The organism is Streptomyces zagrosensis (genome assembly GCF_014203645.1).
Lineage (GTDB): Bacteria > Actinomycetota > Actinomycetes > Streptomycetales > Streptomycetaceae > Streptomyces > Streptomyces zagrosensis.
The window spans coordinates 675,221-697,945 of sequence record NZ_JACHJL010000002.1; the positions used below are offsets into that span (position 1 = coordinate 675,221).

At 69.2% G+C, this 22,725-nt stretch carries 17 protein-coding genes and 1 pseudogene; 8 read left to right on the forward strand and 10 right to left on the reverse strand.

The window, feature by feature from the left end:
- The first annotated feature begins 68 nt into the window (after positions 1–68).
- The 3 genes from FHS42_RS06480 to FHS42_RS06490 all read left to right on the forward strand — a co-directional run bounded on the left by FHS42_RS06480 (position 69) and on the right by FHS42_RS06490 (position 2,907).
- Positions 69–1,217 carry a Fic family protein gene (locus FHS42_RS06480; RefSeq protein ID WP_184569587.1) on the forward strand — a complete coding sequence of 383 codons (1,149 nt, stop codon included), beginning with the start codon at positions 69–71 and terminating at the stop codon, positions 1,215–1,217.
- A 234-nt stretch (positions 1,218–1,451) separates the two neighbouring features.
- On the forward strand, positions 1,452–1,916 hold the full coding sequence (locus FHS42_RS36635; protein WP_312866758.1) for a cupin domain-containing protein: 465 nt from the start codon (positions 1,452–1,454) through the stop codon (positions 1,914–1,916).
- 157 nt (positions 1,917–2,073) lie between these two features.
- Positions 2,074–2,907, forward strand: a complete 834-nt coding sequence (locus FHS42_RS06490) for an SDR family NAD(P)-dependent oxidoreductase (RefSeq protein WP_184569832.1) — start codon at positions 2,074–2,076, stop codon at positions 2,905–2,907.
- A 65-nt stretch (positions 2,908–2,972) separates the two neighbouring features.
- Here the strand turns inward: FHS42_RS06490 and FHS42_RS06495 are convergent, their stop codons facing one another.
- Complete coding sequence (locus tag FHS42_RS06495; protein WP_312866759.1) at positions 2,973–5,207, reverse strand: ATP-binding cassette domain-containing protein; 2,235 nt, start codon at positions 5,205–5,207, stop codon at positions 2,973–2,975.
- Positions 5,208–6,126: 919 nt separating this feature from the next.
- Positions 6,127–6,996, reverse strand: a complete 870-nt coding sequence (locus FHS42_RS06500) for a methyltransferase domain-containing protein (protein ID WP_312866744.1) — start codon at positions 6,994–6,996, stop codon at positions 6,127–6,129.
- A 137-nt stretch (positions 6,997–7,133) separates the two neighbouring features.
- Between FHS42_RS06500 and FHS42_RS06505 the strand changes: the two genes are divergently transcribed.
- Positions 7,134–8,861, forward strand: a complete 1,728-nt coding sequence (locus FHS42_RS06505; protein WP_184569590.1) for an aminotransferase-like domain-containing protein — start codon at positions 7,134–7,136, stop codon at positions 8,859–8,861.
- A gap of 133 nt (positions 8,862–8,994) precedes the next feature.
- Here the strand turns inward: FHS42_RS06505 and FHS42_RS06510 are convergent, their stop codons facing one another.
- The 4 genes from FHS42_RS06510 to FHS42_RS39475 all read right to left on the reverse strand — a co-directional run bounded on the left by FHS42_RS06510 (position 8,995) and on the right by FHS42_RS39475 (position 14,890).
- Complete coding sequence (locus FHS42_RS06510; RefSeq protein WP_184569591.1) at positions 8,995–9,753, reverse strand: sulfite exporter TauE/SafE family protein; 759 nt, start codon at positions 9,751–9,753, stop codon at positions 8,995–8,997.
- A 267-nt stretch (positions 9,754–10,020) separates the two neighbouring features.
- On the reverse strand, positions 10,021–11,028 hold the full coding sequence (locus tag FHS42_RS06515; protein ID WP_184569592.1) for a hypothetical protein: 1,008 nt from the start codon (positions 11,026–11,028) through the stop codon (positions 10,021–10,023).
- A gap of 216 nt (positions 11,029–11,244) precedes the next feature.
- Positions 11,245–12,846, reverse strand: coding sequence for an ABC-F family ATP-binding cassette domain-containing protein (locus FHS42_RS06520; protein ID WP_184569593.1), 1,602 nt, complete (start codon positions 12,844–12,846; stop codon positions 11,245–11,247).
- Between the two features lie 541 nt (positions 12,847–13,387).
- Positions 13,388–14,890, reverse strand: a complete 1,503-nt coding sequence (locus FHS42_RS39475; protein WP_512700933.1) for an NsdA family TPR-like regulatory protein — start codon at positions 14,888–14,890, stop codon at positions 13,388–13,390.
- Positions 14,891–14,947: 57 nt separating this feature from the next.
- Here FHS42_RS39475 and FHS42_RS06530 point away from each other — a divergent pair, with 57 nt between their 5' ends.
- The 3 genes from FHS42_RS06530 to FHS42_RS06540 are packed head-to-tail and all read left to right on the forward strand — an operon-like array spanning position 14,948 to position 16,388.
- Positions 14,948–16,012 carry a hypothetical protein gene (locus FHS42_RS06530; RefSeq protein WP_184569597.1) on the forward strand — a complete coding sequence of 355 codons (1,065 nt, stop codon included), beginning with the start codon at positions 14,948–14,950 and terminating at the stop codon, positions 16,010–16,012.
- Complete coding sequence (locus FHS42_RS06535) at positions 16,009–16,227, forward strand: hypothetical protein (protein ID WP_184569599.1); 219 nt, start codon at positions 16,009–16,011, stop codon at positions 16,225–16,227. The genes FHS42_RS06530 and FHS42_RS06535 overlap by 4 nt, the downstream gene beginning before the upstream one ends.
- A complete protein-coding gene (locus tag FHS42_RS06540; RefSeq protein WP_184569601.1) occupies positions 16,224–16,388 on the forward strand; it encodes a hypothetical protein in 165 nt (54 codons plus the stop codon). Before FHS42_RS06535 ends, FHS42_RS06540 begins: the two co-directional genes overlap by 4 nt.
- 43 nt (positions 16,389–16,431) lie before the next feature.
- On the opposite strand, the gene FHS42_RS06545 is transcribed toward FHS42_RS06540, so the two are convergent.
- Positions 16,432–17,343, reverse strand: coding sequence for a DUF72 domain-containing protein (locus FHS42_RS06545; RefSeq protein WP_184569603.1), 912 nt, complete (start codon positions 17,341–17,343; stop codon positions 16,432–16,434).
- A gap of 617 nt (positions 17,344–17,960) precedes the next feature.
- Between FHS42_RS06545 and FHS42_RS06550 the strand changes: the two genes are divergently transcribed.
- A complete protein-coding gene (locus FHS42_RS06550) occupies positions 17,961–19,994 on the forward strand; it encodes a M6 family metalloprotease domain-containing protein (protein WP_246494233.1) in 2,034 nt (677 codons plus the stop codon).
- A gap of 120 nt (positions 19,995–20,114) precedes the next feature.
- Here FHS42_RS06550 and FHS42_RS06555 read toward each other — a convergent pair whose 3' ends face one another.
- The 3 genes and pseudogenes from FHS42_RS06555 to FHS42_RS06565 form a co-directional block, all read right to left on the reverse strand.
- Complete coding sequence (locus tag FHS42_RS06555; protein ID WP_184569607.1) at positions 20,115–21,047, reverse strand: aminoglycoside phosphotransferase family protein; 933 nt, start codon at positions 21,045–21,047, stop codon at positions 20,115–20,117.
- Between the two features lie 264 nt (positions 21,048–21,311).
- Positions 21,312–22,205, reverse strand: a complete 894-nt coding sequence (locus tag FHS42_RS06560) for a phosphorothioated DNA-binding restriction endonuclease (protein ID WP_184569609.1) — start codon at positions 22,203–22,205, stop codon at positions 21,312–21,314.
- Between the two features lie 59 nt (positions 22,206–22,264).
- Positions 22,265–22,696, reverse strand: a pseudogene (locus tag FHS42_RS06565) (helix-turn-helix transcriptional regulator); the annotation flags it as partial.
- Positions 22,697–22,725 lie beyond the last annotated feature (29 nt).

The following is a 22,725-nucleotide window of genomic DNA, read 5'->3' on the forward strand; positions in this document are numbered from 1 at the left end:
AGCCCGCTGCCGCTGAACGAGCACCATGAGCCTTTGACACCATCATTGTGTCATGCTGTCATGGTTCCATGCTCTACCAGACGCCGGACCTCGACGCCGATGATCGCCGCGTACTCGCAGAGATCGACGAAATGCGACGACGGCTGCGCCATGTCCTGCGGGCACAGCCGCGTTGGTCCGGGCAGCTTCGGCGGAACCTGACCGCGCGGGCGATCGCCGGGTCCAACACGATCGAGGGCTACGCCGCCACCGTGGACGACGTCGAGGCTCTGCTGACGGGGGACGAGCCGCTGGAGGCCGTAGACCGGACTCGCGTGGAGCTGGAGGGTTACCAACGGGCCATGACGTACATCCAGGCACTGGCAGATGCCGGGGACGAGTTCCGGTACGACGCTGGTCTGCTCAACGGCCTGCACTTCATGCTCCAAGGTCATCACCTCGACAAGCGACCGGGTCGGTGGCGTGCTGGCCCGGTCTTCGTCACCAGCCCGGATGACCCACTCGTGCCGGCTTACACCGCCCCTGGCCATGAGGGCGTCCCCGGGTTGATGGACGAGCTGCTCGACTGGCTCAATGACGGCGATCTGGACGCACCCGTGCACGTACGGGCGTCCATGGCCCATCTGAATCTCGTCAACATCCACCCATGGAAGGACGGCAACGGGCGGATGTCCCGCGCTCTTTCCACGCTGGTCTTCTCCCGCGAGGCACTGATGCCACCGGAGTTCTCCTCCATCGAGGAGTGGCTGGGCCGGGGCCAGAACACCTACGGCTACTACGGGGTTCTCCAGCACGTCGGTGGCCCGCAGTGGAATCCCCAGCGGGACACTCGCCCGTGGATACGCTTCTGTTTGGGAGCCCACCACCGGCAGGCCCAGCAGGCGCAGCGCCGTACCGACCTGCTCTCGCGCGCCTGGATTCGCCTAGGAGAGGCCGCTGAGGAACTGGGTCTCGACGAGCGGGTCGTCCACGCGTTGTTGCCCGCCTTCTGGGGTTCGCGCGTGCGGCGGACCGTCTATCAGCAAGACGCCGGTCTTTCGGACCAGCAGGCCCTTCGCGACATACGCGAACTGGTACGCCTGGGCTGGCTTGTTCCGCACGGCAGGGCACGGGCTCGCCACTACGCATCCGGTCCACGCATGGTCGCCGTGAACGACGAGGTCCGGCAGTCCGTGGAGCCGTTCGTTGACCCTTATGTGCGGGACGGGCTCGGCTGATGGGCCCGCGTGCGTAGGGTGGGGCCGACCGTCAGTGGAGGGCTGCCCATGTCCAGCGACATCTTCCCCGACAGCGCCGGCCGTACGACCGGCACCCCGGGAGCCGCCGACGCCCCGGGCGCGGCCAGTACCCCGGAGTCCCGCGGCCCGCGCGCCGACCCCGCCACCCCACAACCCCCCGGCCCGCACAGCGATCCCGTCGCCCCCAACCCTCGCCCCACCCCCGCCGCGCTCATCGCGCACTACGGGCTCGAACCGATACCGCGCGAGGGCGGGTTGTTCCGGCGGACCTGGGCTGGGCCGGAGCGGGGCGAGGACGGGCGGCCGGAGGGGTCGGCCATCGTGGTGTTGTTCAGTTCCGCATCGGGTGACTACTCCGCCCTGCATCGCCTTCCCTCCGACGAGATCTGGCACTTCTACCTCGGTGACCCGTTCCGCCTGTTGCTCCTGGAGGCGGACGGCACGGCCCGTACGGTCACGCTCGGGCATGACGTACTGGGCGGGCAGCATGTGCAGTTCACGGTCCCCGCGGGCACCTGGATGGGCGGCGCCGTGGGTGAAGGTGGAGCCTGGTCGCTCCTTGGCTGCACCATGGCGCCGGGGTTCACCTATGAGACGTACGAACACGGGGACGCGGCCGAACTCGTCACCCGCTACCCGAACGAGGCGGAGCGGATCACCGTGTTGTGTCGCTCCTGAGCGACCACGACCGTCCGTGCGCAACTACGACCGTCCGTGCGCAACTACGACCGTCCGTGCGCGACCACGACCGTCCGTGCGCGACCACGACCGTCCCCGCGCGACCACGACCGTCCCTGAGTGACCACGACACGAACGGCGGACTTCCGGCATGTCGATGACCGAACCAGCCCCGCGGCCCGATGACGATCCGGGCTCCGAAGCGTTCCCCTTGCCGACTGCCCCGGTGCGTCTGCCTGATCTCACCGGCCAGGTGGTCTTGGTGACCGGCGCGGGCGGTTGGGTCGGTCAGGGCATCGCCCTGCGGTTCGCCGCAGCGGGCGCGGGCGTCGTCGCCCACTACCGTACGAGCGCCGATGCGGCCAAAGCGGTGGTCGCTCGGATCGTGGAGCGCGGTGGGGATGCGATCGCACTGGGTGGTGATCTGTCTCATGAGGCGGAGTGTCAGCAGGTGGTACGCGAAGCCGCGGCATGGCGCGGCCCGTTGACCGCGCTGGTCAACAACGCGGGCGTGCAGCCCGTGCAGCCGTTGGCCGGGATGACGGCCGCCGACTGGTCCGCCGTCGTGGACACCAACCTGACCGCCACCTTCGCCTGCACGCAGGCCGCCGCGGTCGTCATGCGCGAGCACGGCGGCGGCACGATCACGCACATCGCCTCCATCGAGGCCACCCAACCCGCCGCGTCGCACGCCCACTACTGCGCGTCCAAGGCCGCGGTCGTGATGCACGCCCGCTCGGCGGCGCTGGAGTACGGGCCGGATGGCATCCGAGTCAATGCCGTCTCGCCGGGCCTGATCGGCCGGCCGGGACTTGAGGACGCCTGGCCCGATGGCGTGCGGCGGTGGGAGCACGCCGCGCCGGCGGGTCGGCTCGGCCGGGCCGAGGACGTCGGGGACGCCTGCGTCTTCCTGGCGTCCCCGATGGCCTCCTTCATCAGCGGCCACAACCTGGTGGTGGACGGCGGCGTGTCCGCCCGGCCGACCTGGTGACCCTCCGGCCGGGGCCGGGGCCACCCGGCGGTGGAGGCGGCGCTGCACCCCCACGGGAGACGGCGTTACACCCCCACGTACTCCCGTAGATGCACGGCCGTCAACGTGTCCGCGGTCTTGACCAGGTCCATCGGGGTGCCCTCGAAGATGACCCGACCGCCGTCGTGGCCGCCGCCAGGGCCGAGGTCGATGAGCCAGTCGGCGTGAGCCATCACGGCCTGGTGATGCTCGATGACCACGACCGTGTTGCCGTCATCCACCAACCGGTCGAGCAGCGCGAGAAGTTGATCCACATCGGCCAGGTGAAGTCCGGTGGTCGGCTCGTCCAAGACGTACGTCGAGGACTTCTCCGCCATGTGGATGGCGAGCTTGAGGCGCTGACGTTCGCCGCCGGACAAAGTGTTCAGCGGCTGGCCCAGCCGCAGATAGCTCAAACCCACATCGTTGAGGCGGCCGAGGATGGTGTGCGACTGGCCCGAGGGGAAGAACGCGTACGCCTCGGCCACCGACATGCCGAGCACCTCGCTGATGTTCCGGTCGCGCAGGGTGTAGGTCAGGACCTTGGGGGTGAAGCGCTTGCCCTCGCACTCCTCGCAGATCGAGGCGACGCCCGCCATCATGGCCAGGTCGGTGTAGACGAGGCCGAGTCCGTTGCAGTTCGGGCAGGCGCCCTCCGAATTGGCGCTGAACAGAGCCGGTTTGACGCCGTTGGCCTTGGCGAAGGCCGTACGTATCGGACTCAACAAGCCGGTGTAGGTGGCCGGGTTGGAGCGGCGCGAGCCGCGGATGGGGGACTGGTCGGCGACCACCACGCCCTCTCGACCGCTGAGGTAGCCGTGGATCAGCGAGCTCTTGCCAGATCCCGCGACGCCGGTGACCACGGTGAGGACGCCCAGCGGCACGTCCACATCGACGTTCTTCAGGTTGTGCGTGTCCGCGCCGCGGATGGCGAGCTGACCGCGCGGTTGGCGTACCCGCTCGCGCAACTGCGCCCGGTGGCCCAGATGGCGCCCGGTGAGCGTGTCGGATGCGCGTAGGCCCGGCACATCGCCGGTGTAGCAGATCTGGCCACCGTTCGAACCGGCGCCAGGGCCCAGGTCCACCACGTGGTCGGCGATCGCGATGACCTCCGGCTTGTGCTCGACGACGAGCACCGTGTTGCCCTTGTCGCGCAGCCGCAGCAGCAGGTCGTTCATGCGTCGGATGTCGTGCGGGTGCAGCCCGATGGTGGGCTCGTCGAAGACGTACGTGACGTCGGTGAGGCTGGAACCCAGGTGCCGCACCATTTTCACGCGCTGTGCCTCGCCACCGGACAGCGTCCCCGATGGGCGGTCCACACTGAGATAGCCGAGGCCGATCTCGACCAGGGACTCCAGGAGTTCGCGCAGTGCGCTCAGTATCGGGGCCACCGAGGCGTCCTCGATGCCCCGTACGAATGCGGCCAGGTCGCTGATCTGCATCGCCGAGCACTGGGCGATGTTGACGTCGTTGATGGTGGAGGACAGCGCGGCGGCGTTCAGCCGGGCGCCCCCGCAGGCCGGACAGCTGGTGAAGACCACGGCCCGATCCACGAAGGCACGCAGGTGAGCCTGCATCGACTCACGGTCCTTGGACAGATACACCCGCTGGACCTTGGTCACCAGGCCCTCATAACTGAGGTTGCTGGAGCCGACCTTGATCTTGGTGTTCTGTTTGTAGAGGAGGTCGTCCCACTCGGTTTCGGTGAAGTCGCGCAGCTTCTTGTCCGGGTCGTAGAAGCCGGACTGGGCCAGCACCTGCCAGTACCAGGAGTCAACGGCGAAGCCGGGAGCCGTGATGGCGCCCTCGTTCAGCGAGCGGTCGCGGTCGATGAGCTGGTCGAGGTCGATCGTGGACACCTCGCCGACGCCCTCGCATTCGGGACACATGCCCTCCGCGAGGTTGAAGCTGAAGGCACCCGACGTGCCGATGTGCGGGGTGCCGAGCCGGCTGAAAATGATGCGCAGCATCGTGTACGCATCCGTCGCGGTGCCCACTGTGGAGCGCGAGTTGGCGCCCATCCGCTCTTGATCGACGACGATCGCGGCGCTCAAATTGTGCAGCGCGTCCACGTCGGGGCGGCCCAGGCTCGGCATGAACGACTGGACGAAGGCCGTGTACGTCTCGTTGATCAGCCGCTGCGATTCGGCGGCGATGGTGCTGAAGACCAGCGAGGACTTTCCGGACCCAGAGACTCCGGTGAAGACCGTCAGCCTGCGCTTGGGCAGGTCGAGCGAGACGTCCCGCAGATTGTTCTCCCGGGCACCGCGCACCTGGATCACCGTGTGCTGGTCGGCGGTGGTGGCGGTGGTGGCGGCGGTGGCGGCGGTGGCCGCGGTGACTGCGGGGGGAGTGGTGGGGGCGTCGCTGTGCGGGGTCGGCGGAGTGGATGGTACGGCGGGCATAGCGGCTCTCCTTGACTGCCGGCGCCGGATTGCGAAACGGCGCCGGACTGTGCCGGGAAAAGAGGGGCGGTGGGGAGACATTACCTCCTTCTGAGGGCGTCTCCTACCGATTTCTTTTCTCGCTGGATGCCGACCTGGCCTTATGTTTTCACCTGCCGGAAGACGCTGTTTCGCCTACCGGAATTCCGTCCGGTAATGACACACCGCGGATCATGGATGACCTCAATGTGGTGTATGGGCGGCGCTGTCCACGGCGACGGGAGCGCGGTGGGTAGATCGGTCGGTGAGGCTGTTCTGGGGGAGGTTTCGTGTGAGGTTTCATGCGGGGTTGCGTACGGGAGTTCTTGTCATTCGTTGAGGGCGCGTTGAGACGTGTGGGGGCATACCGAGGACCTGGGCTGGTCTCTCGTAGGTCTACTGAAAACCTGCTGAGGGATTGTTGGGGTCTTCGTATGCCGATCTCCATTACCGTGCTTGGCGTTGGCCCCCCGGAGTGCGTTCTTTTTTGTGACGGTGGAAAGGCGGAGGGCGGCGGCAAAGGGGTGGGTGGTGAGATCCGGGAGTAGACGGCTGATTCGGCGGCTCATTTGATAACGGCAGGTTGGCAATGTGCCCGTATACGACGCGTATCCCTATAAGACGCGTAGGCGCTGTACGGGAGACGTACGCGAGGGAAACGGCGACGGACACGCCAGGCGTCGCGGAATAGGTCACTTTGCCCGCGCGAAAGCTCGTTCTCCCCGCGCCGCGCAAAAGAGCTGCTGCGGCGATGTGCTCGGGTGGTGGGTGAGATAGGTCAGGCGGATGAGGGGTTGATGGCGGTGGCCTTGAAGAAGGTGTAGTGAAAGGTGCCGCCGTCCTGCGCTGCGCGGTGTAGGTGCGCAATACCGCGCTCCCATTCGTCCGGGGTGGTCATCCCGCAGGCCAGCGCGTCCTCTCGGACCGAATCGACCATGGCGATAAAGGTGTTGCGGGTGAAGCCATCCACCATGCCGGGCCGGGTGGCGTCGGCGTAGACCGTACGCGGCCGGACCACCACGTTCGCCAACCCCGCGGCGCTCAGCAGCGGCTGGAGCTCCCGGCCCATCAGCGCGTTGCCACCGCCGGCCGCCTGCAACCGGACCTGATGGCCGATGACGGCCTGCGCATACGTGCTGTCCGGGTGGAAGAACGCCGAACCGTGGTCACCCTCGATCACGGTGACACTGCCCCCGGGCCGCAGCACACGCCGCAGCCCGGTGATGGCCCGTAGCGGTTCGCGGAGGTGCTCCAGGACGAAACAGACGAAGAGGTGGTCGAACGACGCGTCGGGAAACGGCAGATCGAACAGGTCGGCCTGCTGCCACTCGACCTCAGCTCCGGGCGCTTGGGCCGTCACCCGGGCGCGAGCCTGGGCGAGTGAGGCGGCGGAGCGGTCCACCGCGACGATGTGCGCTCCCGGACTGGCGCTGACCAGATGCACGGTCTGGGCCCCGACACCACAACCGACCTCAAGGACCCGGCTGCCAGCCGGATACGCCGTGCCGCCGTGCAGCAGCGCCGCCAACGTGTCGGCCTGATCGCCGAGCCGCTGGGCCTCGCGATCCGAGTAGCCGTGTACGTAGTCGGTGCCGGGCCCATACCCCGGGCTCGTGCTGTGCTCGGGGCCAACGTGAGCCGTATGCACGGGGGGTGGTGTGTCCAGGGGGCCCGATGTGGCTACAGGTTCTGCTGTGGCACGGGGATCTGCTGCGACTACGGATTCTGCTGTGTCCATGGGCTTCGCTGTGTCCATGGGTTTAGCCTGCCGGCGACAATGGCCTGATGAACAGGTCCAAAGAGGAGGCGGCTCACCAGTCCATAACGGCGCGACCGGCTGCCGGTGGCTCGGACTTCCTCCAGCTCGACGCAGGTGACGCCCCGCCCGGCGGACTCACGGAGTGGTTGGCCGGACGGCTGCGGGCGGCGATCGCGGATGGTCGCTTGCCGGTGGGTGGCAGGCTGCCCGCGACCCGCATACTCGCGGCGGAATTGCGCGTGTCGCGCGGCGTGGTGACCGATGCGTATCGGCGGCTGTCGGAGGACGGCCACGTAGCGGGCCACGGGCGCGGCGGCACGATCGTGGTGGCGGCGCCGGTGGGGCTGATGGGGTCCTTGATCGCTGCGCAGGGCCCGCCGCCGTCATCGGCACCAGCACCAGCACCACCAGCACCGTCACTGTCGGCGCCACCCCCGCCCCCGTCCCCATCGCCATCCCGATCCGCCTCCCCACCGCCAGCGGCGTTTGCGTCGGCGTCGGCGTCGCCAGCGGAGTCGCTTTCGGCGGGGGTGCCATCGTCCGAGGTGGCCAGCGGATTGGGGGCGGCCCTCGCCGACGTGTTCAGGCTCCCGCCGGCCGCGGACATCTTTGACGTGCTCCGGGAGGCGCCGTCCCGTATTGATCTGTCACCTGGCCGCCCCGACCTGACCGTCTTCCCCCGCACGGCGTGGCTGCGCGCGGAACGCCTCGTACTCCGCGACGCGTCCGCGACCGACTTCGGTTACGGGGACCCGCGCGGAACGCTGGCGCTGCGCGCGGCCGTGGCCTCCTGGCTGGCCCGTAACCGGGGCATCCGGGCAGACCCCGCCGAGGTGCTGATCGTGGCCGGCACGGCGCAGGCGCTCGGCCTGATCGGGCAGGTGTTGGGGGGTGCGGGGATCGGGGAAATCGCTGTGGAGGACCCGGGTTCGCTCGGCCTTCGGCAGCATCTACGCCACTGGGGCCTGGCGACGCCGCCGGTGCCCGTGGACGCGGATGGGATGCGGGTGGACGCGTTGCGGGCCAGTGGTGCGCGGGCCGCGCTGCTGACTCCGGCGCACCAGTTCCCGACCGGTGTGGTACTCGGCGGCCAGCGGCGGCGGGAGCTGATGGGCTGGGCAGCGGACGGCGGGTTGATCGTCGAGGACGACTACGACGCGGAGCACCGCTACGACCGGCCGCCGGTGCCCGCGCTGCGCTCCATGCTCGCGGAACGGGTCTGCTACGCCGGCAGCGTGTCCAAGCTCCTGGCCCCGGCGCTGCGCGTGGGCTGGGTGCTGGCGCCACCCGCGTATCGGGAGGCGCTGGTGGACGCGAAACGGTTCGCGGACCTGGGCAACGCCGTACTGCCGCAACTCGTGCTGGCCCGGTTGATGGAGTCGGGTGAGTTGGAACGGCAACTTCGGTTGCTCCGCCGACGCCACCGGCAGCGTAGGGACGCGATGATTACGGCGATCAAAACCCAGCTGCCTGGCGCGGTCGTCCACGGTGCCGCGGCGGGCCTGCACCTGATGATCACCTTCGCGCCCGCCGACTCGGCGACACCGCAGGGCACCACGGCCCTGCGGCCCGCCGTCCCCGACACCGCGCTCGCCGCCGAGGCGCTGGCCCGCGGCGTGACACTCCATCCACTGTCCTGGCACACCCAACGCCCGCACCCCCCGGGCCTGGTACTCGGCTACGCCGCGACCACCCCGGCCCTGATCGCGGAGGGCGTGGCGATCCTCGGCGAGGTCGTACGAGAACTGCGATGACGGCAGCACGAGCCGTACGGGACGTATAGGACGTATGGGATGCATGAGCCGCCTGAGCCGTACGAGCTGCGCGAGCTGCACGGGTCGGAGGAGCGGCGCGAAGTGGGACGGGGGCGAGGCGGATGGGGCCGGTTCAGCGCAGTATCACCGTCACCGACGCCGTAAGACCAACGGCGACGATGATGCCGCGCAGCACGGCGGGCGACAGTTTGCGGCCGATGCGGGCGCCGAGCATGCCACCGAGGGTGGAGCCGACCGCGATCACCCCGGCGGCGGGCCAGGAAACGTTCGCGGCGGCGATGAAGACGACGGCCGCGATGCCGTTCACCAGGCAGGACAACACGTTTTTTACGGCGTTGAGGCGTTGCAGGTCCTCGTCGAGTACGGCACCGAACAGGCCCATCATGAGCACTCCTTGAGCCGCCCCGAAGTACCCCCCGTACATGCCCGTACCCAGCACGCCACACCACACCGGTACGCCACCATCACGGCTGCGACGGCTGCCTTTCCGGTTGCTCACCCAGCGGTTCAGGCGTGGTTGGAGGAGGACGAGCACACAGGCGATGAGGATGAGCACGGGCACCACGGCATCAAACGCGGACGCCGGGAGTTTCAGCAGTACGAGCGCTCCGATCAGCCCACCGAGCAGCGATGCGGTGGCAAGTCGCAGGACCCGCCCGCGCTGGCCGCGAAGTTCGCGCCGGTAACCGTACGCGGCACTGGCCGAGCCGGGCACCAGGCCGATGTTGTTGGAGACGTTGGCGAGCACCGGCGGATAGCCGAAGGCCAACAGGGTGGGGAAGGTGATGAGCGTCCCCGAACCGACGACCGCGTTCATGGCCCCCGCCACGATGCCCGCACCCCCGATGACCACCGCCTCAAGCGCTTCCACGGCTCACCTTCCGATCGCTCGCGGCACCGGTGGCCCCGGTCCCTGCTCGGAACCGGCGCAACCGGGTCCGGCAAAGATCGTCAACCGTGGCGAAAGCTCGCGTCAATCCTTGGATTTACTTGTGGGTACCCCAGCGATGGCTTGGTAGCCAGTGCGGCGGGCCCACCACAAGCCACCCAACCTGCCCGTGAGCGCTCCCTCAACGGGCCGGCGCCGCCCTATCGAGGCGCTTGCTCACCCGTCGCGACCAATGGTGTTCCGTACCCCTTAACCGGCGATGTCACTCGCCGGCAGCCGGTGGCAATGCTCGCTGTTCAGTGCGTCGATGGCAGCTTCCCGGCGATCGCGGTGCGGCATGGCACGGGCGGCGGGCACACCGGCGGCAGCGGCCTGCGCGTAGTCGGCCAGCAGTCGGGTGAGGCCGTCCACCTGGCCGGACAGAGTGCTGTGCTCGACGATTTCCTCGGCCGTCCAAGGGTCGTTCTTCGCCTCCAGGCGCTCGGCGCGCGTCTTGGCGACCAACGTCGCGTCGATCGCCTCGATAGCGGTCTGGAGGCGAACGAGTACGCCGGGTGGCGCGTCGGCCAGAAGCCAGCTGAGTTGCTCGCAGGTCGGCAGAGCAGGCACCCGATGGTCGGCCCAGTGGTCGCCCCAGAGCCGGTGGCGCCGCGAGTCCGCGAAGCCGTCCTCGTACACGGACACCTCTCCGTCCGCGTCCTGGCCGATCCGCATCCCGCAGCGAGTGGCCAAATCGGTGACCATCTCCCACAACCCGTCGCCGTTGTCGTGCATATGGGCGCCCAACTCGATGAGCTGCCGCGAACGCTCCGGCACCTCGGGCAACTGCGCCAAGCCCTCGTCATCCATCGCGACCTCTGGATTCGCGGCCACCATGCGGTACTCGTGGGGCGAGGCCCGGCAGGCCGCTGTGACCAGCGCGACGGTGGCCGCGTCGGCCCACCACGCCACGAACTCACGAGCAGCCTCGCCATGCAGCACGGCGGAGCGCCCGGCTAACCGGGCCCGCACCGAGGCAAGTGCCGAATCGGGGGCGTACGGGTTGGCCCCCGACTCGTGGCGCCGATCGATCAGGTCCTCGTCGATGTCCCGGAGTTCGTTCTTGCGCCGCACCACGGCTTCGGCCTCGCTCAAAACCTGGATGGCGGCCGTACCGAGCTCGGCCAGCAGGTTGTCCACGGCCTCGGGGGACATCGCGGCGCACACACCCGCGGCCTCGTCAGTGCGCTGGGTGTCATGCGGAGCGGGACCTTGCATGCGAAGCACCTCCGGTCAGTGGAACCAGCCACCAGGTTCACCAACCCGCCAAGCTAGGCCCTGCGTGGACGGGGAACGCTGCAACGAAGGGGCTATCACCCATACGGAGGAAGGCCCACCGGACCCGGACCCGGACCTGCCGAGCCGACGAACTGAGCGCCACCCAGCGAGCCGGCCGCAGTACGGCGGTTACCGCGCTCGTAGCGCACCCCCGGCTTACGACATGCCGACCAGTTCCAGGTATGTGTCGTTCCACAGGTCCTCGTCCGCTTCCGGGAGCAGCAGGACCCGGTCCGGGCGCAGGGCCGCGATGGCGCCTTCGTCGTGGGTCACCATGACGATCGCGCCCGGGTACGTGCCGACCGCACCGAGCACCTCATCGCGTGATGCCGGGTCGAGGTTGTTGGTCGGCTCGTCGAGGAGTAGCACGTTGGCGCCCGAGTGGACGAGGCCGGCGAGCGCGAGCCGGGTCTTCTCGCCGCCGGACAGGACGCCGGCTGGCTTCCCGGCGTCGTCCCCGCTGAACAGGAAGGAGCCGAGTACCCGTCGTACCTCGCCATCGGTGAGCTGCGGCGCAGCGCTGGCGAGGTTGTCCCGTACCGTACGCGCGCCGTCCAATGTGTCGTGCTCCTGCGCGAAGTACCCGAGCCGCAGCCCCGGCCCTGGCACTACCCGTCCGCTGTCGGGCCGTTCATGTCCGGCCAGGAGCCGCAACAGCGTCGTCTTGCCCGCGCCGTTGAGGCCCAGGATCACCAGCCGGCTGCCTCGGTCCACGGCCAGATCGACACCGTCGAGCACTCGATGCTGCCCGTACGCCTTGGCCAGGCGCACCGCGCCCAACGGCATGCGCCCGCACGGGGCGGGTTCGGGCAGCCGGAACCTGGCTACCTTTTCCCGTCGTCGGGCCGGTTCCAGGTCGGCCAGCATGCGATCGGCGCGGCGCGCCATGTTCTTCGCGGCCGTGGCCGTCGCCACCCGCGCGCGCATCTTGTCCGCCTGTGCATGCAGGGCCGCGGCCTTGCGCTCGGCGTTGGTCCGTTCCCGGCCCCGGCGCCGCTCGTCGGCGTCGCGCTGGGCGAGGTACGCGCGCCAACCGGTGTTGTGCACCGTGAGCGTGGCGCTGTCCTGGTCCAGGTGGAAGACGCGATTGACGGTGTCGGCGATCAGGGCAGTGTCGTGGCTGATCAGTACGAGGGCGCCCTGGTGGCCCGCGAGGAAGGTGTGCAGCCAGGCGACGGAGTCGGCGTCCAGATGGTTGGTCGGCTCGTCGAGCAGCAGCGTGTCGTGTCCGGAGAACAGGATGCGGGCTAGTTCGACGCGCCGTCGCTGCCCGCCGGACAACTCACCGACCGGCTGGCCCATCACCCGTACCGGAAGGCCGAGTCCGGCCATGACCCGGGCGGCCTCCGCCTCGGCCGCGTACCCGCCGCGCGCCTGGAATTCGGCCTCGGCCCGCGCGTACGCGTCCATTGCCCGCTCCTGGGCGGCTGGGTTCGCGGCCTCGGCCATCGCGGTCTCGGCGCCGCGCAGCGCGTGTACGGCCTGGTCGAGGCCGCGCGCGGAGAGCACTCGGTTGATGACGGTGGCCGTGGGAGCGGCGGCCCGGGAGTCCTGCGGGAGGTAGCTGACGGGGCCGGTGCGCGTGATGCTCCCGGCCGCGGGCTTCGCCTGCCCGGCCAGCAGGCTGAGCACGGTGGACTTGCCCGCGCCGTTACGACCGACCAGGCCGATGCGGTCGCCGGGGGCGATGTGGAAGGAGACGTTGGACAGCAGCAGACGGGCGCCGACGCGCACGTCCATACCACGAACAGTGATCATGAGATGACGCTCCGGAGAAGCAAAAGGACACACGGGGGCCGTGGAAGCGAGTCCTGGAGCTAAGAGATCCGGGGCGTAGACATACGACCAGGGTAATCACCGACCGCACGGGCGCACACGCGATTTTCTGCGTCCTGGTGAGCTGTCGGCGGTGTGGCTACCGTCCACCGAGCAAATTCACATCACGACGGCCGCCCCGTTGGGCACGGCCTGCATGATGCCTGGGCACCCGCGGACGATGCACGGCATTCCTGTCTCTTCGCTGCTAGCTGTGGATGTAGTAGCCGCATGCCGGGTTTTTGCACGTCCACCGGACGCGATTGCCTTCCGGCACCCCTTCGACGTATGAACCGCACTGGCGGGGGCATCCCATGGTCGGGCGTCCGCCGATGCCCTGGATCGGGGTCCAATACGAGCGGGGGTGTGGCTGGGGTTGAGGCTGATTGGCCATGTGGCGAGCGTAGGTCTGGGTCCGCCCTGGGGGAGGGGCCAAGCCGACGCGTCACGCATGTAGGGGGCGTGTGGCTCACCGGCCGCGCCGCTAGGCGCTCCGCTGCGCCAGGGCAGCGCGCGCTCGCTCATGGATGGCGCGTGCGGTGCTGTTCGTCCGGTAGGGGCTCAAGAGCTTGACGGCGGTGCGTACGTGGTCGTCCACCCGCCCCGAATGCATGGCGGGATAGGAGTCCAGCACTCCGGACCAGGTGGCGCATGCGGCGTCCAGGTGGCCTACCTCTAGCTGCCGCTCGGCCAGCAGTCCGCCGAAGGTCAAGGCGCTGCGGCGGCTGTCGGAGGTGTCTCGTAGCTTGAAGTGATCATGAAGCGACCGCACGCTACCCCTCACGTCGCCCAACTCGTAACGGACCTGTGCGGTGGCGTAAGCCAAAGTGGCGTAGTTGAAGCCACCGAACGTGCCGGGACGACTCGATTCCTGGTCCAGGGCGCGTTCCGTCTCGCGCAGGCTGCGCAGTGCGTTCTTCTTGGCGTCCGTCATGGCGTACCCGTGCGCCTGCTGACCAGCCATGAACGCGCGCATGCGCGGCGTGGACACAGGCGCGGCGTCAGCGGCGGCGTTCGCGTAACGGGTGGCGGTTGCGCCGTGGCCCAAGTTCGCGGCCTGAACGCTGATGCCCCGGAGAATGTGGCAGTACGTCAGGCGGTCATCAGCGGCGCCTGCCAACTCCAGTCCCTTGACGTAGTACCGCTGCGCCAATCCGTTCAGTCCCTCGTCCACAGCCATCCACCCGGTGAGGTAGCAGGACATCGCGGCTGCGGACAGCATGGCTTTGCGGACGGGCTCCGTGGCCGACGCTTTGAGGTAGGGGGCCACTGTGTGGGCGAGATACGTGCTCGCCATCGGGCGGGCGTGCTGGCCGCCGTGCTCGCCGTCGAGCTCGCCTAGACGATCGGTGATCGCAATGACGGAGTCCACCTCTGCCTGACCGATCCTCGCATGAGGGTTTATCTGGACCGCATGCGCCCGCCCCACCACGTCTGACCATCCAGGGATGGCGAGCGCCACGGAGAAGAGGCCCACCCCCACAACGCGACGTCGCGACGAGTCCACGAGTACCCTCCCGAGCTCGATCAAGTCGTCCACCACATCACTACCCGGTCGCACGTTCGAACTACCCTTTAGCTGTGGGAAGCCGGCGTCTTCCAGGGTGAGCGCGCGTCCCAGGCGCCGCGCTAACGCCTCCACAACAAGTGCTCGGGCGCTCGCGCTGGCAGGCACTACGCCATCTAGCCATGCCCACACGGTTGACGCGCTGTAGCTCGTCGGCGTGCCGCGTTCGGTACCGACGCGGTTCACGCCCTGCGCGAACTGTCGAAGGGTCCATCCCGCTTCGCGGTGCAGCCCCTGCAACCGCTCGTTTGGCGTCCGATTTGTCATGATACCCCCGGCAGGATTGCACGAGATTTCAAGGCCAGTTGGGGCGCCACAGTACCGCTGTCTGTGTCGGAGCGGTTGCCTAGAGCGAGCAAGGCCCCCGCAACCGTGGCGACGGTCCGGGGCGTAGGCCACCTGAAAGAGGCAGGCAGTCATGGATGAGAGCACGTGCCCGTGTGGTCGTGTCTGTAGTGACCGGCAGGGGGCGAGCCGATGAGTGATACTCCCGCTCCCGAACCGGCCGATGCGAAGTTGGCCGCGTTGATCGACAGGCACGACCAGGAGCCGAGGGACGACGCTGACAGCTGGCCCACTGCCGCGCCGTGCGCCACGTGCCGGGCCGTCATCATCACCCGGGACCGCGCTCACACGCTGCGGGACTGGCCCCAGTACCGCGAAGCCGTAGAGACGCTGCACGCTCATCGGCGTGCGGAGCACCAGAAGGCCGGCGCCGAGCGAGCCGAGGCCGAAAGGCGAGCCCTGGTGCTGACCGGTCACCACACCGTGCACACCGCCAACGGCCCCGTGCTGCGGTTTTTTCTCGCTGGTGCCGACCTGTCCGGTACCGCATGGGGATGGGTTCCCGTCACGGACGCAGTGTTTCAACACGCCTATGAGGAGGCGTTGTTCGACCCGAGGGCGTCGGAGCCCGGGGAGGTGCGGTCTAACGTCTACCGCGTTCAACTGCCGCTGGATGCGCTCGCCGGGCACGGCGGGTTCTTCTGGTCGGATGGTGCGCAAGTGGCCGGGGTCATGACCACCAACGGCAAGGCGCCCGAGCAATGCGGCCTCGGACCGGCAGGCCCCCGGGACGATACGCGGGAGGCGGCCGACGCCCCTCACGTACGCGTCAGGCTGATGGTGTGGCGCCCTCTGACCCCCGATGACCCGGGGGACGTGAGCGGCGGCATGCCGCAGGTCCTACTGACCCGCGACGACACCAACCCGTGGCAGGTTCCGGGCGTCATCCTGCGCCCCGGGGAGTTGCTGGTTTCGGCAGCTGAGCGGATCGCGTCGGCGCTCGGTTTGGAACTGCCGCGCAACCATCGCGTCTTGGCCACGGACTTTCGCCGCCCCGAGCGCATGACGTTAGTCGTTGACGGTGGGTGGGTCGCGGGCAGGGACGAGCGCTTGGCGGCCGGCGAGCTCAGCCCGTGCACCTGCCACGCCGCGCCTCACCATAGGCGGTGGGCGCCCAGCGAGGACCTAGACGACGTGATGCGCCGTGCCCTGCGAGCCGCGGTATCCCTCCCGCCGGTGAAGGAGACCCGCCGGTGATCCCCTTGCCCCGCCTGGCTGCCCGGCAGTACCGCCTCCGTCAGGTGGTGGCCGCTCGCCAGGCGCGCGAGGGCGACGAGATCGCGCTCGGTGAGCTGACGCGGACCATTCACGGTGTCCAGAGCACCGCTACCGGGGCCACGCTCGTACCGCGCGACGGGACCGTATCCCTCGCGCTCGGCGTACACATCACGGTGGGGAGGTACGGCACATGACTCTCGCGGGCGACGACTTCGGCACTCCGCAGACCCATCCGCACTGTGCCACCTGCCGTGAGCTGGCGCGGCGGCGTCAACGGGCGCGTGCCGGGCGCAACCCCGTTGCGTACGCCGACGCACGCACCGCGCTGCGAGAACACCTACGCAGCCACCGCTGAACTTCCCCCTGCACTCCCCCTCCCCGTTGTGCCACGGTGCCCGTCATCCCGAAGTGGCCTGCGCCAGCAAACCCCGCATCGACTCGGCGGCGCGGACGGCCGCGTCCGCGCAGCAGTTGTTGAAGAGGACGTGTACCTCGTCGGTTCCCTCCGCTAGCCGTCGTACTCGCGGTATCCACTCCGCCAGTTCGGCCTCCGCGTACGCGTGACGAAAGCGTTCCTCCTTGCTGCCGGACCCCCAGGCCGCGTTGCGGCCGTGGAAGCGCACCACCGCCAGCCTGCGTGTGGTGATGGGGGTGACGGGTGGCACCGAGACCGGCAGTGTTTGCGTCATGTCCACTGCCACGGCGGTCGCGCCCAGTTCGGTGAGTAACGCAGCGGTGGCCTCGCGCCGCTCGCCTCCCCACCAATCGGGGTGCCGGAACTCCACCGCGACCGGCCACCCGGCCGCGCGCGCCACGCACCGGCCGAGAGCCTCTTCCGACCGTGCGCCGGGTGCGAACCACGGGGGAAACTGGAACAGCAGTGTTCCCAACCGCCCTGCCTGCCGCAGCGGTTCAAGCGCGCCGCTGAACCGCTCCCACACCTCGTCCATGAGCTCCGCGTCTGCGCCACCACCGCCCGCCGCCCAGGTCGCCCATGCCGCGCGCGCCGATCGCCCGCGCAGCGCGTGTCGTAACGTCGCGGGCAGCGCCTCCGTACGAGTCGGATGCCCGGTCAACAGGGAGAACGCCTTCACATCGAAGCGGAAGCCAGCGGGGGTGCGCGCGGCCCACAGCAGGCTGTTGCGGCGGCTGGGCAGCGCGTAGTAGGTGGCATCGACCTCCACTACGGGGAACTGCTTCGCGTAGTAGCGCAGCCTTCCCTCCGCGTCTCGCTGGTCCGGCGGGTACCAGCCGCTGGCCACCAGAGCGCGGTCTGTCCATGAACACGTACCGATCAACATCTCGCCCATGGTCACTCGGGTACCCACTCGGCGGCCCATCGTGGGTGAGCAGCGGACTGTTGACCTGTTGCGCGGCCCGGTCGGCCCGCGCGCCCCTGCCCGCGCCGCGCCCGCACGTGCGTACCGCACGCCCTCGCCCCACGCATGCGATGTCGGCACTCTGGCGCCCCGGCGCCCCCCGCCTTACCTTGACCGCGATGGGTAACCCCCATTGAACGGCTTGCCATGTTCACATCCGGTGTCTTCAGACAACGAGGTGAGTCATGCTCTTCCGCCGCACGCGCGCCCGACGCGCTCGCCGCCTACTTGGCGCCCGCCGCGTACGCCGCATACCCCGCGCACTTCGCGTCTCCCGGCCCCACCTCCGCCGCCTCCCGCGCTTCCCCAGCCTCAGGCATGTGCGCCGTCTCTGTCGTCTCCCTCAGAGCCGCCACCTCCACCCCGCTCGCCCCTCGACCTGGGCGTTTTTCGGTTCCCGCGTACGAGCCGGCCAGCGCCCGCCGCTGGCGGGCCGTATACCCGGAGCGGGCCGTAACCCGGGCGGCTCGGACCGTATACCGGGCTCGGGCCACGCCTCCGCTCCTGGCCGCGCGCGCCCCATGCGCCACACGCACCGCACACGCCGCTTGAGCATCGTCGCCCTGGTGCTCGGCGTGCTGGCCGCCCTGGCCGCAGGGCCCGCGGGAGCGCTGCCCGACACAGGGCCCGCAGGGACGCCGCAGGAAGCCGGCCGCCCGACGCGCCCACCGCTCGTCCAGCCGATCGACCCGCAGCAGTGGCGCAATCCGGACGACATGACCTGGGCCGAGTACCGCTCGGTCCCCGGCACCGACTGGGCCAACCCCGCGACCAAGCCCACGCAACGCACCTTCAAGGGCGCCCTGGTGCTCCTGGACTACCCCGATGAAGAGTTCTCGGTCAGCAAACCCGCGGGCACCGCGCGGTTCGGCAATCCACTGCCCAGCGCATCGGACATCCCGCGCGAGCGACTCCCCCAGTTCTACGAGGACTTCCTCAACAAGCCGAACAAGCTCAATCGGGGCCACACCATCAACGAATACTGGATGGAGGACTCCGGCGGTCGCATGGGCGTCGAGCTGTCGGCCTTCGGCGTGTACCAACTGCCGCACAAGTCCTACCAGTACGGCATCGAGCCCGGCATGAACCCCGGCGCGTGCCCCGTGGGAGACACCTGCGGCAAGGACCTGCGTACCGATGGCAAACGCGCCTGGATCGCCGACGTGGGTTCCGACAAGCCCAAGGAGTTCGACTTCGTCTTCTTCCTGACCGCCGGGGTGGACGAGTCCTCCGCGTGGCAGGAGTTCGGGCAGATGAAGTTCCCCAGCGCCAAGGACGTACCGGCCGACTGGGGCCCACCGACCCCCACCGCCGACAAGAGCAACGCCGCCGCGACCCGCTACGTACCGTGGACGTCCTGGCAGGCGGCGGCCCGTATCTGGCCCAACGCTGCGGACGGCTCCTCCACCCAGGCCGAGAGCTCGGGCATGGCCGTGTACGCCCATGAACTCAGCCACATCCTGGGCATTGCGGACAATTACAACAACCCCTACGGCACACCGCTCAGCCGCTCGTACACCGGCATTTGGGGCATGCTCTCGCGAGGCTCGTTCAACGGCCCCGGGGGGCCACACGCCCGCTGGCATACCCCCGCCACCGCCGGCGGCTCCATGGGCGCTCACCATGTGCTGCGGGACAAGATGAAGCTCGGCATCGTCGATGAGAAGAACGTCCTGCGGCTCGATCGGGACGCACTCAAGGACTCGGGAATGGCCGTCGCCCGCGTCACCGCACGCTCAGCGCCACCCGGCAAAAAGGGGCTGACCGGCGTCAACATCACCATGGGCCGAGACCTATCGCCGCAGTGCGACCGCGCGACCGACCCACTGTGCGACGGCGGTGGTTACCAGAACTACACCGTCGAGGTCGTGGACCGCATGGGCATGGATTCGTTCACGCCGGACAACGGGGTCCTGCTCAGCAAGACGAAGAACGCGGACCGGGCGCCGTTCGCCTGGGTCGTTGACGCACATTCCGAGGACATCGACATGGTGGACTTCAAGCGCCCCGATGGCACCCCGCAGAAGATCACCATGGGCGACTACCGGCAACTCAGCGACGCACTTTTCCACGCGGGGGCCGACTCCGGCAGTTCGTACGAGTACGTGGACGAGGCCAACCGGCTGCACTTCTACGTCCTCGACGTGCGGCGCAATTCCTCCGGCGTGCTCTCCTACACCGTGGGCGTCAAGTCGCTGGACGGCAGCGGTAGCCAGGCCCGCGGCATCGACCTCGATCGGGGCACGGCGCAGGGCAAGCCCACGAAGGGCCGCGCGCTGTGCACCTTCCCCCTCACCAACACCGGCGAAGCCACTGCTGCGCGCACCGGTGACAATGCCGACGAGGCTGACCCGTATCTGTCATCGGACGTCTATCGGCTGTCGGCCCGGGCCTCCGGCCGCGGCTGGTCGGCCTGGCTCCCCAACCGGCTCACCACGACCGCCGCCGGTACGTCGGTCCCGGTTGACGTGGCCGTGACCGCGAAGCCGGGTGCCCAGCACCGAGGCAAGATCACGCTCACCGCACGCTCCGAAAGCGACCCGAGCAAGACGGCCCAGGCGACCTGTACCTTGCGGAAGTAGCGCACACAAGACCAGCCACTGCGCGACACGAACCGACACCGACCCACGCCCGGGGCTGGGCCCCGGACACAGAGGGTGCACCTCTCCGTCCGGGGCCCGTGCCATGGCTGAGCAGGACTATCAGCCTTTGGCCCGCCGGTCCAACAGGGCCCTAGAGATGGCGACTTGGGCCGGCTCTAAAACGGTCTTGCCATCCTCGATGTCCCACAACGCGTTTTGCAGGACGCGGCCGAGCGTCCAACCGGTGGCCCGCCGCCGGTCCAGGCTCAGCGCCTCGGTCAGCAGGTCGAAGCGGCGGAGCACCGTACGGGACACGTCACCGCTCGCGATGACGTCCGACCACCGGTTGTCCATGGCGGGCAGCAGGTCGAACGCGGGGTCGCCGGCCAGCGGTTCGGGGTCGATGGCCAGCCAGGGCTCGCGCACCCCGGCCAGGACGTTGTCGTAGTGCAGGTCCCAGTGCAGCAACCGGTCGCCGGGCTCGCCGACCAACTCGGCCACCGCGGATGCGCAGGTGCGCACCAACCGGCGCTCGGCCGGGTCGCTCAGCAGCGGCACGGCGCCCGGCACCTCGCCGAGCATGGCGGTGGCAATGTCAGCCAGTTGCGGCACGTCAGCCGGCGCGGCCACCGCGGTGAGCCGGGCCAGCAGCCCGGCGATGATCCGCATGGCCACCGTGTCCTCAGCCACCGAGGAAAGCGGACGAGCCGCGTCCAACCGCTCAAGCAGCATGGTGCCGCTATCCGGGGCATAGTCGAGCAGACGAACCACCCCATCGCCGTCCCACGCCCGCAAACCAGGCACCACCCCCGCGGTCTCCGCACTAATCCGCTGGAGCTTCAGCACGGCAAGGGTGCCATCAGCGCAGGCCACCGGCAGCACAACCGAGGCCATGCCATGGCCAGGGGCGCCATCGGCACGCAAGGACCAGCGGTCCATCACCTCAGCAGCAAGCCCAGGCAGCGCAGCGACCCAGGCACGGCGGGCCGGGTCGCCCTGCCCGTACGACGCGGCGAACGCGCCCGGCACGGCCAGGGAATACGACGTACTCATCTCAAGGTCTCCTTCGTGGTGTCCACAGGTATCGGCTACGAAGGAGACGGCGGGGGCGCCCGGATTCCGGGCAGGCGTCACAGCATGCCCTCACCGTAACGGAAGTGGATCTCCGTACGGCGTGTGTGGGGTGCGGCGTGAGCCTTACGCCGGCGGGGGCCGAATGCCGCGAGGGGGGTATGGCGTGGAAGCTCCCAATCTGGGGTCCGGACGCCGGGTGCGGCCAGGGGCGGACACGGGCGCCAGGCGGCGAACCGTGCGCGGTCAGGCCGCGGTTGCCGGGCGCGGAAGGCCGCGGAAGACCTCGTTGGTGTGCCAGGAGCGATAAGCCGCCGCAATGGGATGAGCGCCCGGTTGTGGGCCGACCAGTGGTCGGCCCGCGAGTGCTATGACCTGGTCGCGGGCAGTGGGGCTGTGGCCGACGAAGCGCTGTGAGACCAGGATGCGGTGGCCGTCGCCGATGCCGAGGACGCCCCTGTCGAATAGCTTGTGATGCAGTGAACACAGGCACACGCCGTTGTCTACGTCGTCCGGGCCTTCGAACGCCCACCAGCGCACGTGTGCGGCCTCCAGCCCAACGGGCATCGCGCCGATCCTGCCGTCGAAACCGCAGAAGGCGCACTGGTACTCGTAAGCGGTCAGCACCAACTCCCGCATCCGCGGGTCACGCCGCCGTTGCACGGCCAAGACCCGTACGGTTTCCACTGGCTCCAGCTCCAGACCAACGGCTTCGCACAGCTCGCCGTGGAGCGACGGCGGGAAGTTGAGGTCGAGCAGTACCTGCGCCATCCGCCCCAACAGCGGCGGCTCCCGGCGCAGTGCCGCCCGCAGCTCGGGCGCCAGCCGCCCTGCGGCCCCGGCCGCCCGCAGCTCCAGCACTCCGCTGCCGGGGCTGCCCGGCCCGCGATCGGTGCGCACCTCCCACACCCCGTCAGTGACCAGATGGTGAAAGGGGTAGGAAGGCGTCGTTTTGTTCGGCGGGCCGTACTCGGCCAGCAGCTGCTTCAGGTCTTCCTCCACCGCGCTGTACCGCAGCTCGCCGTCCGCATCCTGCTGGAAGCGGCCAAGGGCATACAGGAACAGCAGCGGCTTATGCGGAGCACGTGCCCCGCTCCTGGCCCACTGTCTCAGCTTCGCGACGCGCTCCAGCCAGTCCATGACCGGTGATCGTAGTAGTGCCCATCGAACACCGGTCATGGCAACCCCGCTAGGCGACGAAGCCCCATCAGGGCGTCGGAGCTGACCGCGGGCCCGGTCGCTGCCACGTGGGCGGTGGCCGCTTGCAGGGTTTGCACGCGATGGCGCAGCCTGGCGGGTAGGACCTGTTCGAGTGTGGCCAGCGCGCGCAGCGCGGTCTCCTCTATGCCGGTGACCGAGCTGCCTGCCGTGGTGCGCAGCCCCACCGTAACGGCGATGGCCTCCTCGTCGTCCAGGAGCAGAGGCGGCAGCGGGGTCCCCGCGCCGAGGCGGTATCCGGCCGTTCCTTGCAGGGCCCGGACCGGGTAGCCAAGGTCGCGCAACCGCTCGATGCCGCGGCGGACTGTGCGGGTGGTTACGCCGAGACGGTTGGCGAGTTCACTGCCGGGGCAGTCGTGCCCGAACTGGAGCAGCGACAGCAACTCCAGCAGCCGCGCGGAGGTATCCAGCATGCAGCTCAGCCCCCTCAGCACTGAGGACG

Coding starts and splice junctions, on each gene's coding strand:
- FHS42_RS06480 (WP_184569587.1), top strand. CDS start 69: ATGCTCTACCAGACGCCGGACCTCGACGCCGATGATCGCCGCGTACTC.
- FHS42_RS06490 (WP_184569832.1), top strand. CDS start 2,074: ATGACCGAACCAGCCCCGCGGCCCGATGACGATCCGGGCTCCGAAGCG.
- FHS42_RS06505 (WP_184569590.1), top strand. CDS start 7,134: ATGAACAGGTCCAAAGAGGAGGCGGCTCACCAGTCCATAACGGCGCGA.
- FHS42_RS06515 (WP_184569592.1), bottom strand. CDS start 11,028: ATGCAAGGTCCCGCTCCGCATGACACCCAGCGCACTGACGAGGCCGCG.
- FHS42_RS06520 (WP_184569593.1), bottom strand. CDS start 12,846: ATGATCACTGTTCGTGGTATGGACGTGCGCGTCGGCGCCCGTCTGCTG.
- FHS42_RS39475 (WP_512700933.1), bottom strand. CDS start 14,890: ATGACTGCCTGCCTCTTTCAGGTGGCCTACGCCCCGGACCGTCGCCAC.
- FHS42_RS06530 (WP_184569597.1), top strand. CDS start 14,948: ATGAGTGATACTCCCGCTCCCGAACCGGCCGATGCGAAGTTGGCCGCG.
- FHS42_RS06540 (WP_184569601.1), top strand. CDS start 16,224: ATGACTCTCGCGGGCGACGACTTCGGCACTCCGCAGACCCATCCGCAC.
- FHS42_RS06545 (WP_184569603.1), bottom strand. CDS start 17,343: ATGGGCGAGATGTTGATCGGTACGTGTTCATGGACAGACCGCGCTCTG.
- FHS42_RS06555 (WP_184569607.1), bottom strand. CDS start 21,047: ATGAGTACGTCGTATTCCCTGGCCGTGCCGGGCGCGTTCGCCGCGTCG.
- FHS42_RS06560 (WP_184569609.1), bottom strand. CDS start 22,205: ATGGACTGGCTGGAGCGCGTCGCGAAGCTGAGACAGTGGGCCAGGAGC.